This window comes from Enterobacter sp. 18A13 (assembly GCF_007035975.1).
Classification (GTDB): Bacteria; Pseudomonadota; Gammaproteobacteria; order Enterobacterales; family Enterobacteriaceae; genus Enterobacter; species Enterobacter vonholyi.
The window spans coordinates 394543-408964 of sequence record NZ_AP019634.1 but is presented as its reverse complement, the minus strand read 5'-3'; the positions used below and the strand labels follow the sequence as shown (position 1 = coordinate 408964).

At 53.3% G+C, this 14422-nt stretch carries 8 protein-coding genes, 3 tRNA genes and 3 rRNA genes; 6 read left to right on the top strand and 8 right to left on the bottom strand.

From position 1 onward, the window contains the following. Nucleotides 1-52 precede the first annotated feature (52 nt). From cutA to FOY93_RS01930, 3 genes are read left to right on the top strand one after another with little or no spacing between them, the layout of a single operon-like run. Nucleotides 53-376, top strand: coding sequence for a divalent cation tolerance protein CutA (gene cutA, locus FOY93_RS01940; protein WP_111965412.1), 324 nt, complete (start codon nt 53-55; stop codon nt 374-376). Further along, the gene (locus FOY93_RS01935) at nt 352-2043 is read left to right on the top strand and encodes a protein-disulfide reductase DsbD (RefSeq protein WP_143344554.1); all 1692 of its coding nucleotides are present in this window, start codon (nt 352-354) and stop codon (nt 2041-2043) included. Before cutA ends, FOY93_RS01935 begins: the two co-directional genes overlap by 25 nt. Nucleotides 2044-2092: 49 nt before the next feature. Then, the gene (locus tag FOY93_RS01930; protein WP_143344553.1) at nt 2093-2668 is read left to right on the top strand and encodes a transcriptional regulator; all 576 of its coding nucleotides are present in this window, start codon (nt 2093-2095) and stop codon (nt 2666-2668) included. Here FOY93_RS01930 and FOY93_RS01925 read toward each other — a convergent pair. Both FOY93_RS01925 and FOY93_RS01920 read right to left on the bottom strand, forming a co-directional pair. Continuing rightward, nucleotides 2665-3255 carry a LysE family translocator gene (locus FOY93_RS01925; protein ID WP_143344552.1) on the bottom strand — a complete coding sequence of 197 codons (591 nt, stop codon included), beginning with the start codon at nt 3253-3255 and terminating at the stop codon, nt 2665-2667. The genes FOY93_RS01930 and FOY93_RS01925 overlap by 4 nt on opposite strands. Before the next feature lie 36 nt (nt 3256-3291). After that, nucleotides 3292-4137, bottom strand: coding sequence for an AraC family transcriptional regulator (locus tag FOY93_RS01920; protein ID WP_143344551.1), 846 nt, complete (start codon nt 4135-4137; stop codon nt 3292-3294). A gap of 170 nt (nt 4138-4307) precedes the next feature. Between FOY93_RS01920 and FOY93_RS01915 the strand changes: the two genes are divergently transcribed. Further along, a tRNA-Phe gene (locus tag FOY93_RS01915) sits at nt 4308-4383 on the top strand. A 235-nt stretch (nt 4384-4618) separates the two neighbouring features. Here the strand turns inward: FOY93_RS01915 and rrf are convergent. The 5 genes from rrf to FOY93_RS01890 all read right to left on the bottom strand — a co-directional run bounded on the left by rrf (nt 4619) and on the right by FOY93_RS01890 (nt 9753). Beyond that, nucleotides 4619-4734 (bottom strand): 5S ribosomal RNA (rrf, locus tag FOY93_RS01910). Nucleotides 4735-4806: 72 nt separating this feature from the next. Next, nucleotides 4807-7712 (bottom strand): 23S ribosomal RNA (locus FOY93_RS01905). Between the two features lie 172 nt (nt 7713-7884). Next, nucleotides 7885-7960: transfer RNA gene (locus FOY93_RS01900), tRNA-Ala, on the bottom strand. A gap of 107 nt (nt 7961-8067) precedes the next feature. Then, nucleotides 8068-8144 (bottom strand) — tRNA-Ile (locus FOY93_RS01895). Nucleotides 8145-8213: 69 nt separating this feature from the next. Then, nucleotides 8214-9753: ribosomal RNA gene (locus tag FOY93_RS01890) — 16S ribosomal RNA — on the bottom strand. The 16S, 23S and 5S rRNA genes sit together here with 2 tRNA genes alongside, the layout of an rRNA operon. 494 nt (nt 9754-10247) lie before the next feature. Between FOY93_RS01890 and FOY93_RS01885 the strand changes: the two genes are divergently transcribed. Continuing rightward, on the top strand, nt 10248-11201 hold the full coding sequence (locus FOY93_RS01885) for a nickel/cobalt transporter (RefSeq protein WP_143344550.1): 954 nt from the start codon (nt 10248-10250) through the stop codon (nt 11199-11201). A 33-nt stretch (nt 11202-11234) separates the two neighbouring features. On the opposite strand, the gene proP is transcribed toward FOY93_RS01885, so the two are convergent. After that, nucleotides 11235-12737, bottom strand: a complete 1503-nt coding sequence (gene proP / locus FOY93_RS01880) for a glycine betaine/L-proline transporter ProP (protein WP_023334221.1) — start codon at nt 12735-12737, stop codon at nt 11235-11237. A gap of 649 nt (nt 12738-13386) precedes the next feature. Between proP and kdgT the strand changes: the two genes are divergently transcribed. Continuing rightward, the gene (gene kdgT / locus FOY93_RS01875; protein ID WP_143344549.1) at nt 13387-14379 is read left to right on the top strand and encodes a 2-keto-3-deoxygluconate transporter; all 993 of its coding nucleotides are present in this window, start codon (nt 13387-13389) and stop codon (nt 14377-14379) included. Nucleotides 14380-14422 lie beyond the last annotated feature (43 nt).

Genomic DNA, 14422 nt, shown 5'->3' with positions numbered 1-14422 from the left:
CCAACCGCCTTGCGTGATATAGTTAAACCTTTCGTGATGAGGAGGTCGACTTGTGAACACGCCTGATGCTGTTGTCGTACTTTGTACCGCCCCTGATGAAGCCTCTGCCCAGGATCTCGCCGCTAAAGTGCTGGCCGAAAAACTGGCAGCCTGCGTTACGCTTCTCCCCGGTGCCACCTCTCTTTACTATTGGGAAGGTAAGCTGGAGCAAGAGTACGAGGTCCAGATGTTGCTCAAAACCAATCTGGCAAATCAGCAGGCACTCCTGGACTGCCTCAAATCTCATCATCCTTACCAAACCCCAGAACTGCTGGTGGTGCCAGTGGTTCATGGCGATAACGACTATCTCTCATGGCTCAACGCTTCCTTACGCTGATCCTGCTGCTGTGCAGCACATCAGTATTTGCCGGGTTATTTGACGCGCCCGGCCGTTCGAACTTCATTCCTGCCGACCAGGCGTTTGTTTTCGATTTTCAGCAAAACCAGCATGACCTTACGCTCAACTGGCAGGTGAAAGAGGGCTATTACCTCTATCGCAAGCAGGTGAGCATTACGCCTGCTCAGGCCAGCGTGGCCGCATTACAGATGCCCGCTGGCGAGTGGCATGAAGATGAGTTTTACGGCAAAAGCGAGATCTATCGCCAGCGCCTGATCGTGCCTGTTACGGTGAATCAGGCGGATAAAGGCGCGACGCTGACGGTGACCTATCAGGGGTGCGCGGATGCCGGATTCTGCTATCCGCCGGAAACGAAGGTTGTTCCGCTCAGCGAAGTGAAAGCGGCTGCTGCCGTTTCCCCTCTCCCCTCGGACGAGAAGAGCGAAGACCACGCAGACCTTCCATTCTCGGCGCTCTGGGCCTTCCTGATTGGGATTGGCATTGCCTTTACACCCTGCGTGCTGCCCATGTATCCGCTCATCTCTGGCATCGTGCTGGGCGGCAAACAGCGCCTTTCCACAGCCCGCGCGCTGCTGCTGGCCTTAATTTACGTGCAGGGTATGGCATTGACCTACACGGCCCTTGGACTTGTGGTTGCCGCTGCCGGGTTACAGTTCCAGGCCACACTGCAGCATCCTTATGTGCTGATTGGCCTGTCGGCGATATTTATCCTGCTGGCGCTGTCGATGTTTGGCCTGTTCACGCTGCAGTTGCCCTCCTCGCTGCAAACCCGCTTAACGCTGATGAGTAATCGCCAGCAGGGTGGTTCGGCAGGCGGCGTGTTCGCAATGGGTGCCATTGCCGGGCTGGTTTGTTCCCCTTGCACCACCGCGCCGCTTAGCGCCATCCTGCTCTATATCGCCCAGAGCGGAAACATGTGGCTCGGCGGCGGAACGTTGTACCTGTATGCCCTGGGCATGGGTCTGCCGCTGATTCTGGTCACGGTTTTCGGCAATCGACTGCTGCCGAAGAGCGGCCCGTGGATGGAAACGGTGAAAACCGCATTTGGCTTTGTCATTCTGGCGCTGCCGGTGTTCCTGCTGGAGCGTATCATCGGTGACGTCTGGGGTATGCGCCTGTGGGCAATGCTCGGGGTAGCGTTCTTTACCTGGGCGTTTATCGTCAGCCTGGGGGGGAAAAAAGCGTGGATGCGTCTGGTACAAATCCTGCTGCTGGCTGCCGCGCTGGTAAGCGTGCGTCCTCTTCAGGACTGGGCGTTCGGCTCGCCGGTCGGCCAGACGCAGGCGCATTTGAACTTCATCCAGATTAAGAACGTTGATGAGCTCAACAGCGCGCTCTTACAGGCAAAAGGCAAACCGGTGATGCTCGATCTCTATGCCGACTGGTGCGTCGCCTGCAAAGAGTTTGAAAAATACACCTTTAGCGATCCACAGGTGCAAAATGCCCTGAAAGAGACTGTTCTGCTCCAGGCAAACGTGACAGCCAACAATGCACAGGATAAGGCTCTGCTGAAGCAGCTTAATGTCCTCGGACTGCCAACCATTCTTTTCTTCAATCAACAGGGCGAGGAGCAGCCAGAAAAGCGTGTAACCGGGTTTATGGATGCAGCGGCATTTAGCGCGCATTTGCGCAATCGCCAACCGTAAACAACACTTTAAACGGGACAAACCGTTGGGAATAGCGGAGGAGATAACCGTGCAACGTGAAGACGTACTGGGACAAGCCCTGCAATTACTTGAGATTCAAGGGATCGCCAGCACCACGCTTGAGATGGTAGCCGACCGTATCGATTACCCCCTGGATGAACTTAAGCGCTTCTGGCCGGATAAAGAAGCGCTACTCTATGATGCCCTGCGCTATCTCAGCCAGCAGGTTGATATCTGGCGCAGGCAGCTTATGCTGAATGAAGAACTGACTGCGGAGCAGAAGCTGCTGGCGCGCTATACCGCCCTGACGGAATGTGTCAGCAACAACCGGTACCCGGGTTGTCTGTTTATCGCCGCCTGCACTTATTTTCCCGACCCTGGGCATCCTATCCACCAGTTAGCAGATCAGCAAAAACGGGCGGCTCATGACTTCACCCATGAGCTGTTGACCACCCTGGAAGTCGACGATCCGGCGATGGTGGCGAAGCAGATGGAACTGGTGCTGGAAGGTTGCCTCAGCCGCATGCTGATAAACCGTAGCCAGGCCGATGTGGATACAGCGCACCGCCTGGCGGAAGATATTCTGCGATTTGCTCAGTGCCGTATGGGCGGGGCGCTGACCTAAGCCAGCATGCCAGCCCAGGCAGAGACGATAAGACACAGCGCCATCAGGCGTTGAAACCGCACCATCGCTACGGTGGTGCGAAAAATTCGGTTCACCGCTTTACCCAGCCACGCCCAGCACATCAAACAGGCTATTGAGATCAGCAGAAACCATAGCGCCATTAGCGAAATATCCCGCAATGCATGATCGCCAGCAGGCGCAAACAGACTGACGACGGCCAGCGCCATCATCCAGGTTTTAGGGTTCACGATCTGCAGCAGTGCAGCCGCCTTAGCGGTAAATTGGATATGGTTCTCAGCGCTGAGACGAGCGGCCGGGGCGCGAAACAGCTGCCAGCTCATCCAGCTTAGCCACAGCACGCCTGTCCAGCTCATGAGCTGACGTATTAGAGGATACTGACGCAGCACTTCCCCTGCGCCGGCGCCTGATATCAGCACAATCGCACTGGCCGCGATACACCCGCCCAGAATAGCTGGTACGGTATTTTTAACGCCAAAGCGCTGGCTGTTCGTCAGCACCAGAATATTGGTTGGCCCCGGCGTAATGGAGGCGACAAAGGCGAACAACAGAAAGGGTATCAAACTCACAGGTGACTCCTTTTTATTAGAGCCATGAATGTGCCGCTATTTTTTGGAAACGTCTGGAAGGTTTGTGCACAACCGGCGGTAGTGTGCAGGAGAGATACGGTAAGCCCGCTGAAACCAGCGCCCCAGATGGCTTTGATCGGCAAATCCCACTGCCGCAGCCACATCAACAGGCTGGTCGCCACACGCAAGCAGCTGTCGGGCCTTTGCCAGACGCAGTTGAATAAGCCATGCGTGAGGCGCCAGGTTGAACTCGCGCTTAAAACAGCGCGTCAGGGTGAAGCGATCGGTGCCCGTCTCGCGCGCAAGATCTGACAGCCCCACGTTCTCATCGATATGGGCATAGAGATAGTCGCGCGCACGGTACGCCACGGCAGCACTTTGTAACTGCGACGGCAGCTTTTTACGCCAGTGGCAATGGGCGGTGATCCGGGAGAGCAGATTATCCATTGCGCTCTGCTGAACGATCTTCAACTCATTATTATGCAGGGTGGAAAATGTCTCGCCGATAGCGCGCACCAGCTGCGGCTCCCGCGTCAACGTTTGGGCAAAGTGGAGTGAATAACTCCCGGGAGTAGATTCGTAAAGCCCCTGTAGCGCACGGATAAGCCAGCGCTCATCAAGATAGAAGGTCAGATAGGTAAAACCACCCTCTACAGGCGCATCTCCGTCGTGGATTTCACCAGGCTCGAGGAGGAAAGCGTCGCCCCGCTGGCTGCGATGACGCTCACGGCGGCAGTGAAACTGCTGCGTGCCGGAGAGGGTTATCCCTACAAGGTAGCTATCGTGCCAGTGCGGATCAAATGCATGCCCTTCGAAATGCGCTTTAATCGTCTCAATACCCGTATCTGCATGCTGACGCAGTTCAAGCCAGTCATTCACCATTACTGCCCTCCTCTTACTATCAGCATTGCCGTATTACACTGGTTCTGTCTGGAAGATTTGTGCATTTTCGCGGCGAAAGCGGACAGATTGCCGTAAACTTAAGCAGTTGAACAGCTTTTCCCGAAATAATGTTGACGATAGCGCGTGATTGCGGTTTAATGCGCTCCGTTGCCCGGATAGCTCAGTCGGTAGAGCAGGGGATTGAAAATCCCCGTGTCCTTGGTTCGATTCCGAGTCCGGGCACCACTATTTAAAGAACCCAGCCTATGGCTGGGTTTTTGCTTTTCTGCGTTTATAAATCCTTTCTTTGTATTCTTGTTTCTCTTTGTCGTGGGATCGTGCGGTCTGTATTGCCAATTTGCAGCTTTGCCTTATCGGGCCTACTAAACCCGTAGATCCGGCAAGCGCAGCGACACCGGTTTTTTCTGAGCACAAAGCAAAAAACCCCGCACCTTTCGGTACGGGGTTCTTCTATTTTGATGCCTGGCAGTTCCCTACTCTCACATGGGGAGACCCCACACTACCATCGGCGCTACGGCGTTTCACTTCTGAGTTCGGCATGGGGTCAGGTGGGACCACCGCGCTAAAGCCGCCAGGCAAATTCTGTTAAATCTGTATCAGGCTGAAATTGATTGTTCTGTCTCTTCGCCAAAACACCTTCGGCGTTGTAAGGTTAAGCCTCACGGTTCATTAGTATCGGTTAGCTCAACGCATCGCTGCGCTTACACACCCGACCTATCAACGTCGTCGTCTTCAACGTTCCTTCAGGAGACTTAAAGTCTCAGGGAGAACTCATCTCGGGGCAAGTTTCGTGCTTAGATGCTTTCAGCACTTATCTTTTCCGCATTTAGCTACCGGGCAGTGCCATTGGCATGACAACCCGAACACCAGTGATGCGTCCACTCCGGTCCTCTCGTACTAGGAGCAGCCCCCCTCAATTCTCCAGCGCCCACGGCAGATAGGGACCGAACTGTCTCACGACGTTCTAAACCCAGCTCGCGTACCACTTTAAATGGCGAACAGCCATACCCTTGGGACCTACTTCAGCCCCAGGATGTGATGAGCCGACATCGAGGTGCCAAACACCGCCGTCGATATGAACTCTTGGGCGGTATCAGCCTGTTATCCCCGGAGTACCTTTTATCCGTTGAGCGATGGCCCTTCCATTCAGAACCACCGGATCACTATGACCTGCTTTCGCACCTGCTCGAGCCGTCACTCTCGCAGTCAAGCTAGCTTATGCCATTGCACTAACCTCCTGATGTCCGACCAGGATTAGCTAACCTTCGTGCTCCTCCGTTACTCTTTGGGAGGAGACCGCCCCAGTCAAACTACCCACCAGACACTGTCCGCAACCCGGATTACGGGTCTACGTTAGAACACCAGCCATTAAAGGGTGGTATTTCAAGGACGGCTCCACGCAGACTGGCGTCCACGCTTCAAAGCCTCCCACCTATCCTACACATCAAGGACCAGTGTTCAGTGTCAAGCTATAGTAAAGGTTCACGGGGTCTTTCCGTCTTGCCGCGGGTACACTGCATCTTCACAGCGAGTTCAATTTCACTGAGTCTCGGGTGGAGACAGCCTGGCCATCATTACGCCATTCGTGCAGGTCGGAACTTACCCGACAAGGAATTTCGCTACCTTAGGACCGTTATAGTTACGGCCGCCGTTTACCGGGGCTTCGATCAAGAGCTTCGCGTTGCCGCTAACCCCATCAATTAACCTTCCGGCACCGGGCAGGCGTCACACCGTATACGTCCACTTTCGTGTTTGCACAGTGCTGTGTTTTTAATAAACAGTTGCAGCCAGCTGGTATCTTCGACTGATTTCAGCTCCACCCGCAGGGGCTTCACCTACATATCAGCGTGCCTTCTCCCGAAGTTACGGCACCATTTTGCCTAGTTCCTTCACCCGAGTTCTCTCAAGCGCCTTGGTATTCTCTACCTGACCACCTGTGTCGGTTTGGGGTACGATTTGATGTTACCTGATGCTTAGAGGCTTTTCCTGGAAGCAGGGCATTTGTTACTTCAGCACCGTAGTGCCTCGTCATCACACCTCAGCGTTAATAAGGTACCGGATTTACCTGGAACCTCCGCCTACATGCTTAAACCGGGACAACCGTCGCCCGGCTAACATAGCCTTCTCCGTCCCCCCTTCGCAGTAACACCAAGTACAGGAATATTAACCTGTTTCCCATCGACTACGCCTTTCGGCCTCGCCTTAGGGGTCGACTCACCCTGCCCCGATTAACGTTGGACAGGAACCCTTGGTCTTCCGGCGAGCGGGCTTTTCACCCGCTTTATCGTTACTTATGTCAGCATTCGCACTTCTGATACCTCCAGCAACCCTCACAGGCCACCTTCAACGGCTTACAGAACGCTCCCCTACCCAACAACGCATAAGCGTCGCTGCCGCAGCTTCGGTGCATGGTTTAGCCCCGTTACATCTTCCGCGCAGGCCGACTCGACCAGTGAGCTATTACGCTTTCTTTAAATGATGGCTGCTTCTAAGCCAACATCCTGGCTGTCTGTGCCTTCCCACATCGTTTCCCACTTAACCATGACTTTGGGACCTTAGCTGGCGGTCTGGGTTGTTTCCCTCTTCACGACGGACGTTAGCACCCGCCGTGTGTCTCCCGTGATAACATTCTTCGGTATTCGTAGTTTGCATCGGGTTGGTAAGCCGGGATGGCCCCCTAGCCGAAACAGTGCTCTACCCCCGAAGATGAATTCACGAGGCGCTACCTAAATAGCTTTCGGGGAGAACCAGCTATCTCCCGGTTTGATTGGCCTTTCACCCCCAGCCACAAGTCATCCGCTAATTTTTCAACATTAGTCGGTTCGGTCCTCCAGTTAGTGTTACCCAACCTTCAACCTGCCCATGGCTAGATCACCGGGTTTCGGGTCTATACCCTGCAACTTAACGCCCAGTTAAGACTCGGTTTCCCTTCGGCTCCCCTATACGGTTAACCTTGCTACAGAATATAAGTCGCTGACCCATTATACAAAAGGTACGCAGTCACACCACGAAGGTGCTCCCACTGCTTGTACGTACACGGTTTCAGGTTCTTTTTCACTCCCCTCGCCGGGGTTCTTTTCGCCTTTCCCTCACGGTACTGGTTCACTATCGGTCAGTCAGGAGTATTTAGCCTTGGAGGATGGTCCCCCCATATTCAGACAGGATACCACGTGTCCCGCCCTACTCTTCGAGTTCACAGCCTGTGTGCTTTCGTGTACGGGACTGTCACCCTGTACCGTGCGACTTTCCAGACGCTTCCACTAACACACAAGCTGATTCAGACTCTGGGCTGCTCCCCGTTCGCTCGCCGCTACTGGGGGAATCTCGGTTGATTTCTTTTCCTCGGGGTACTTAGATGTTTCAGTTCCCCCGGTTCGCCTCGTTAACCTATGTATTCAGTTAACGATAGTGTGACGAATCACACTGGGTTTCCCCATTCGGACATCGCCGGGTCAAAGGTTCATATCACCTCGCCGGCGCTTTTCGCAGATTAGCACGTCCTTCATCGCCTCTGACTGCCAGGGCATCCACCGTGTACGCTTAGTCGCTTAACCTCACAACCCGAAGATGTTTCACTTCATGATTGCGAAAATTTGAGAGACTCGAACACACCATTAAAGATGTGTCGTTTCAATTTTCAGCTTGATCCAGATTTTTAAAGAGCAAAACTTCGCAGTGAACCTTTTCAGGTTCACTCTGAAGTTTTCTTGTGTTTGCAGTAAAAGATGGTGGAGCTATGCGGGATCGAACCGCAGACCTCCTGCGTGCAAAGCAGGCGCTCTCCCAGCTGAGCTATAGCCCCATCGTTTTGCAATCTCTGTACCGGTAATTTTTCCTGAGACAAGGCGTGGTAACGCGAAGCATACATCAGTATGTGAGCGTTGCCGCAACGCAGTATCAGGGAAAATTTGGTAGGCCTGAGTGGACTTGAACCACCGACCTCACCCTTATCAGGGGTGCGCTCTAACCACCTGAGCTACAAGCCTGCAGAGATTTTTACTGCTGTTTTTCATCAGACAATCTGTGTGAGCACTACAAAGGCAGGTTCTTTAAGGTAAGGAGGTGATCCAACCGCAGGTTCCCCTACGGTTACCTTGTTACGACTTCACCCCAGTCATGAATCACAAAGTGGTAAGCGCCCTCCCGAAGGTTAAGCTACCTACTTCTTTTGCAACCCACTCCCATGGTGTGACGGGCGGTGTGTACAAGGCCCGGGAACGTATTCACCGTAGCATTCTGATCTACGATTACTAGCGATTCCGACTTCATGGAGTCGAGTTGCAGACTCCAATCCGGACTACGACGCACTTTATGAGGTCCGCTTGCTCTCGCGAGGTCGCTTCTCTTTGTATGCGCCATTGTAGCACGTGTGTAGCCCTACTCGTAAGGGCCATGATGACTTGACGTCATCCCCACCTTCCTCCAGTTTATCACTGGCAGTCTCCTTTGAGTTCCCGGCCGGACCGCTGGCAACAAAGGATAAGGGTTGCGCTCGTTGCGGGACTTAACCCAACATTTCACAACACGAGCTGACGACAGCCATGCAGCACCTGTCTCAGAGTTCCCGAAGGCACCAATCCATCTCTGGAAAGTTCTCTGGATGTCAAGAGTAGGTAAGGTTCTTCGCGTTGCATCGAATTAAACCACATGCTCCACCGCTTGTGCGGGCCCCCGTCAATTCATTTGAGTTTTAACCTTGCGGCCGTACTCCCCAGGCGGTCGACTTAACGCGTTAGCTCCGGAAGCCACGCCTCAAGGGCACAACCTCCAAGTCGACATCGTTTACGGCGTGGACTACCAGGGTATCTAATCCTGTTTGCTCCCCACGCTTTCGCACCTGAGCGTCAGTCTTTGTCCAGGGGGCCGCCTTCGCCACCGGTATTCCTCCAGATCTCTACGCATTTCACCGCTACACCTGGAATTCTACCCCCCTCTACAAGACTCTAGCCTGCCAGTTTCGAATGCAGTTCCCAGGTTGAGCCCGGGGATTTCACATCCGACTTGACAGACCGCCTGCGTGCGCTTTACGCCCAGTAATTCCGATTAACGCTTGCACCCTCCGTATTACCGCGGCTGCTGGCACGGAGTTAGCCGGTGCTTCTTCTGCGGGTAACGTCAATCGCTGAGGTTATTAACCTCAACGCCTTCCTCCCCGCTGAAAGTACTTTACAACCCGAAGGCCTTCTTCATACACGCGGCATGGCTGCATCAGGCTTGCGCCCATTGTGCAATATTCCCCACTGCTGCCTCCCGTAGGAGTCTGGACCGTGTCTCAGTTCCAGTGTGGCTGGTCATCCTCTCAGACCAGCTAGGGATCGTCGCCTAGGTGAGCCATTACCCCACCTACTAGCTAATCCCATCTGGGCACATCTGATGGCAAGAGGCCCGAAGGTCCCCCTCTTTGGTCTTGCGACGTTATGCGGTATTAGCTACCGTTTCCAGTAGTTATCCCCCTCCATCAGGCAGTTTCCCAGACATTACTCACCCGTCCGCCGCTCGTCACCCAGGAGCAAGCTCCCTGTGTTACCGCTCGACTTGCATGTGTTAGGCCTGCCGCCAGCGTTCAATCTGAGCCATGATCAAACTCTTCAATTTAAGTTTGATGCTCGTGAATTAAACTTCGTAATGAATTACGCATGTTCACTCAGAGACTTGGTATTCATTTTTCGTCTTGCGACGTTAAGAATCCATGTCACTTTGAGTGCCCACACAGATTGTCTGATAAATTGTTAAAGAGCAGTGCAACGCGGCTTTCGCTCACCGTTGCGAGGTGGCGTATATTACGCTTTCCTCTTTCAGAGTCAACCCGTTATTTCAGGATTTTTTCTCTTCAACCGACCGGGCTGTTTGTGAAGTGATTCACATCCGCCGTGTCGATGGAGGCGCATTATAGGGAGTTCCCGAACGACCGCAACCGAAAAGTTGCAAAAAAATGACTGACTGCTGCATTCCCCAGCAAAACCCCGCCTTATACCCTTTTATGCACAAAGTTATCCACAATCATGCACGGTTCCCGACGCGATCCCACGAATTGAGCGGTAAGATCAACTATACTAGCGGCAAATACTCTCCTCTGTGCAGGCCGCATCATGAGCACACAACGCCTCACCCGTGACTGGCGTCTCCCTACCGCTGGGTTGATGCTTCTGGTAATTCTCTTTGCCGGTTTTACCCTGCATACGCACTGGAACGCCTTTATCCAGTGGTGTCTTGCCACACAAATTACCCTGCACCGTTATCTGGTGATGTATCTGCTGCAGCTTAATAATCACCAGTACAGCGGAGGATTATGGCTGTTAACGGGGGCTTTCCTTTATGGTGTCCTTCACGCCATCGGACCCGGGCACGGAAAATTCATTGTGACAACCTATCTGACTACCAATAAGGAAAGCGAGCTGGCCACCCGGGTCGTTCCCTTCCTGGGCAGCCTGATGCAGGGCGTCAGCGCCATTCTGTTTGTCTTTATTCTGGCGGTAGGATTTAACCTCGCCTCAGGGGATATTAGTACCAGCCGCTGGTATGTGGAGAAGATCAGCGCAGTGCTTATTGGCGCATTCGGCGCATTTGTCATTTACCAGGCGCTGAAAAGTCTGCGTCCGCGCAGAATGTCTGTCTCTGCCATTAAGCCACTTCATCAGCACGGCGAACACTGTGGCTGCGGCCATCACGGCGTAGGTACAGACCTGACGCAGGGCGACTGGAAAACCCGTCTGGGCGTGATTCTGGCGATTGGCGCACGCCCGTGCAGCGGGGCGATCATGATTCTGATGTTTTCGAACGCGCTGGGCATTGTCACCTGGGGGGTGGCCGCAGTCATGACCATGTCTCTGGGAACCGCCCTCTCTATTGTGGGGCTGTCCCTTGCTGTAAGGTACGCCCGCGAACGCACGGTGACCTGGTTCGGAGAAAGCGCCTCATTAAGATGGCTGGTACCGGCAGTCAAAATAGCCGGAGGGATAGTCCTGATCCTATTCGCGACAGTGCTGTTCCTGACGGTGATCCCCATCAGTGCCAATGGCGACTACATCGCCGCCGGATGCTAATAAAAGAAAACCCGCCGTTGGCGGGTTTCTTTATTACTCGTTGATGCGTGGATGCTGATCCACCAGTCGGGAGCGTTTTTTCTGCAGCTCTTCAATCTCGGCGTCAATATCCTCAATCTTCTGCTCTACATTATCGTAGTGCTCACGCAGGATCTCTTTCGCTTCCTGGATATCCGATGCCGCAGGCGTTGCGCCTTTCAGAGGACGATTTGCCGTCTCCTTCATGGTAATACCGGTAATCAAACCAATCACCGCGATCACCATCAGGTAATAAGCAGGCATCATCAGGTTCTGTGTGCTCTCCACCAGCGAGGCGGCAAGCGTTGGGGTCAGACCGGCAATCAGCACCGAGATGTTAAAGGCTGCGGCCAGCGCGCTGTAGCGAATGTGGGTCGGGAACATTGCGGGCAGCGTTGAGGCCATCACCCCGATAAAGCAGTTAAGGATCACCGCCAGCATCAGCAGACCGGCAAAAATCAGCCCCAGCACATCACTGTTAATAAGAATAAATGCCGGGATTGCCAGAGCAAACAGCGCAACGCTTCCCAGAATAATGAACGGTCGACGACCAAAACGGTCACTCAACAGGCCCATAATCGGCTGCACAAACAGCATACCCACCATGATGGCGATAATAATCAGCACACCGTGATCTTCCGAATAGTGCAGGTTATGCGACAGATAGCTCGGCATGTAGGTCAACAGCATGTAGTAGGTCACGTTGGTCGAAATCACCAGACCAATACAGGTCAGCAGGCTGCGCCAGTGCTTAGTGGCAATCTCTTTGAACGATACCTTAGGACCATCCTGCAGCCCTTCGCGGTCACCCTGCTCCAGTTTATCGACGTGCTGCTGGAAGGCAGGCGTCTCTTCCAGCGCATGACGCAGGTAGAGGCCAATAATCCCCAGCGGCAATGCCAGGAAGAACGGAATACGCCAGCCCCAGTCGAGGAAGTTATCTTCACCCACCACGGTTGAAATCAACACCACGACGCCCGCCCCCAGGACAAACCCGGCAATCGAGCCGAAGTCCAGCCAGCTTCCCATAAAACCGCGCTTACGGTCCGGGGAATACTCGGCAACGAAGATCGAGGCACCGGTATATTCACCGCCTACGGAGAAGCCCTGGGCCATCTTACAAATCAGCAGGAGAATGGGTGCCCAAATGCCGATGGTGGCGTAAGACGGTATAAGGCCGATACAGAATGTACTGATCGACATAATAACGATGGTGATAGCAAGGATCTTCTGGCGACCATATTTATCGCCGAGCATACCGAAGAACAGACCACCCAGCGGGCGAATCAGGAAGGGAACGGAGAACGTACCCAGTGCGGCAATCATCTGCAGGCTGGGATCGGCCCCGGGGAAAAACACTTTACCTAACGCATAGGCCACAAAACCGTAGACACCAAAATCGAACCATTCCATCGCATTACCGAGCGAGGCTGCGGTAATCGCTTTACGCAGCTTTGCGTCATCAATAATGGTGACGTCGCGAAGCGTGATGGGTTTAATCTTTTTCCTTCTCAGCATAGCTATCCTCGTTGACTCGGCCCTGTCTGTTTCACAGTCCAGTATGCGTTCTGTGAACCATGGGATCCGCTCCATGCGAATCGCCTTATTCAAGCGTAGCAGGTTTACTTACATTGACGTTTTACATCGATACAACCGAACCTGTTGACGCCTGCCTGGGCAGTTAATGACCTTTTTACCCTACCAGCGTTTATATTTGTGATCAACTTCACATATATTTTTGCGTCTGGTCAACTCAGTCCAATTTTTGTCAAGGAATGCCAATAAGCACTTCCTTACCCTCCCCAAAAGAACATCCTCACGCGCGTTTTTATTTCTTTCGTAACAGAAAAACAAACCACGTTAATTCACATCAACTTTACATAAATTTTCATCAACAGGATCCGGCCTCAAGCTTTACATTGAATATGTGACAAAGATAACTAAAACGATGTTTTATTTTCATTGAATCAATATTCCAATGATCGCATGATAAATCCGAATACAACGTTTTATGTGTTTTCAAAAGAGGCTAATCGCGAGCACACATTTAATTATGTTGCTGGGCCATCGAAAAAAGACGGCAAGCAATAAGAGCAATCAATTGAATTTATTGACTAATTTTTAACACCTATCCCCCGTGCTGCGGGATCCGATGTGAGGTTTGTCTATGAAGATTAAAGCCACGATAGAACGCATTCCTGGCGGTATGATGCTGGTTCCGCTGGTGCTGGGCGCGATCCTGAATACCCTTGCTCCCAATACCGGAGCTTATTTTGGCGGTTTCACTAAAGGCATGATAACGGGCACGGTTCCGATTCTTGCCGTCTGGTTTTTTTGTATCGGCGCGTCCATTAATTTGCGGGCAACGGGTACCGTATTACGGAAATCCGGAACGCTGGTGATAACCAAAATAGCGGTAGCCTGGGCGGCGGCAATGATATGCGCAATGTTCATTCCGGAGAATGGAATTCAGACCGGGTTCTTCGCGGGATTAACGGTCCTGGCAATTGTCTCGGCGATGGACATGACCAACGGCGGATTATACGCCAGCCTGATGAACCAGTACGGAACGAAAGAAGAGTCCGGCGCATTTGTGTTGATGTCACTGGAGTCCGGCCCATTAATGACGATGCTGATCCTGGGGTCTGCTGGCCTGGCCTCGTTTGAACCCCACCACTTTGTCGGCGCGATCCTGCCCTTCCTGGTCGGTTTCGCCCTTGGCAATCTCGATCGCGATCTGCGTGATTTCTTCAGCAAAGCCACGCCGGTGCTGATCCCTTTCTTCGGTTTCGCACTGGGGAACACCATCAACCTGAAGGTCATTCTCGATACAGGCCTGCTGGGGATTGTGCTGGGTGTCGCCGTGATCGTCATCACCGGCATTCCGCTGATTATTGCTGACCGCGTAATCGGAGGAGGAAACGGCACGGCGGGCGTCGCCGCCTCTTCAGCCGCAGGTGCTGCTGTCGCAAACCCGATGATTATTGCTCAGATTAACCCGGCCTTCGAACCGGTCGCTGCTTCAGCGACAGCACTGGTTGCCGCGAGCGTGATTGTCACCGCGATTCTGGTGCCCATCATCACGGCGCTGTATGCGAAGCGCTACGGGAATATGCATGAGACCCAGCCTGAACCGGAGCCAATAGAAGCGAATCATTAACACACCGCACCAGATCATCCCCTCTCCCCTTGGGGAGAGGATC

Bases quoted from the DNA above. Each gene is read 5' to 3' on its own strand.
- proP (WP_023334221.1), bottom strand. From the start codon at position 12,737: ATGCTGAGAAGGAAAAAGATTAAACCCATCACGCTTCGCGACGTCACC.
- kdgT (WP_143344549.1), top strand. From the start codon at position 13,387: ATGAAGATTAAAGCCACGATAGAACGCATTCCTGGCGGTATGATGCTG.
- FOY93_RS01885 (WP_143344550.1), top strand. From the start codon at position 10,248: ATGAGCACACAACGCCTCACCCGTGACTGGCGTCTCCCTACCGCTGGG.
- FOY93_RS01920 (WP_143344551.1), bottom strand. From the start codon at position 4,137: ATGGTGAATGACTGGCTTGAACTGCGTCAGCATGCAGATACGGGTATT.
- FOY93_RS01935 (WP_143344554.1), top strand. From the start codon at position 352: ATGGCTCAACGCTTCCTTACGCTGATCCTGCTGCTGTGCAGCACATCA.